General features: G+C 63.8%; 1 protein-coding gene. It reads right to left on the bottom strand.

Annotated features, from left to right (window positions below):
• On the bottom strand, positions 1–406 hold a 406-nt coding region (locus APY03_RS30330), incomplete at its 3' end, for an IS110 family transposase (protein ID WP_157103479.1).
• Between the last annotated feature and the right edge of the window lie 143 nt (positions 407–549).

Below are 549 nucleotides of genomic sequence, written 5' to 3'. Positions count from 1 at the left end.
GGGTGGCCGTGCGCACGCTCACCCAGTGCGAACGTGCTCGGTGCAGTGACATCACCGCCTGCTGCTCCACGGTCTTGACCGGTGCACGCCGGATGTCGCACTGTTGCGCCGCCAGCCAGATCGCGCGCGCATCGGCCGCGTCATCCTTGTTGCTGCGCACAAACGCGCGTACCTGCCGTGCTGGCAGCAACTCCACCTGGTGTCCGAGGCCGCCCAGCACGCGCGCCCAGTGGTGCGCACTGCCACACGCCTCCATTGCCACGCGCGCTGGTTGCAGCTGTGCGAAGAACTCGCCCAACTTTGCTCGAGCGAGCTTCTTGCGCCCGATCTCGCCTGTCTCGCTATCGACCCAATGAAGTTGCATCACGTTCTTTGCAAGGTCCAAGCCATACGTCGTACGATCCATTTCGGGGCCTCCGTCTGCGAGTGGTTGCTAATCGAACTTCCACTTTGGCACTCGATGCCGTCGACTGCGAGGCCCCCCTTCATCACCCGTGTCCCAACCATTCGCACTCGATCAGCGAGGGGGGAGGCGTCCATACCATCTCC

The sequence above is a fragment of the Variovorax sp. WDL1 genome (genome assembly GCF_001541225.1).
Lineage (GTDB): Bacteria > Pseudomonadota > Gammaproteobacteria > Burkholderiales > Burkholderiaceae_C > Variovorax.
The sequence above is the reverse complement of the archived record's forward strand: the minus strand, read 5'-3'. Positions and strand labels throughout refer to the sequence as shown.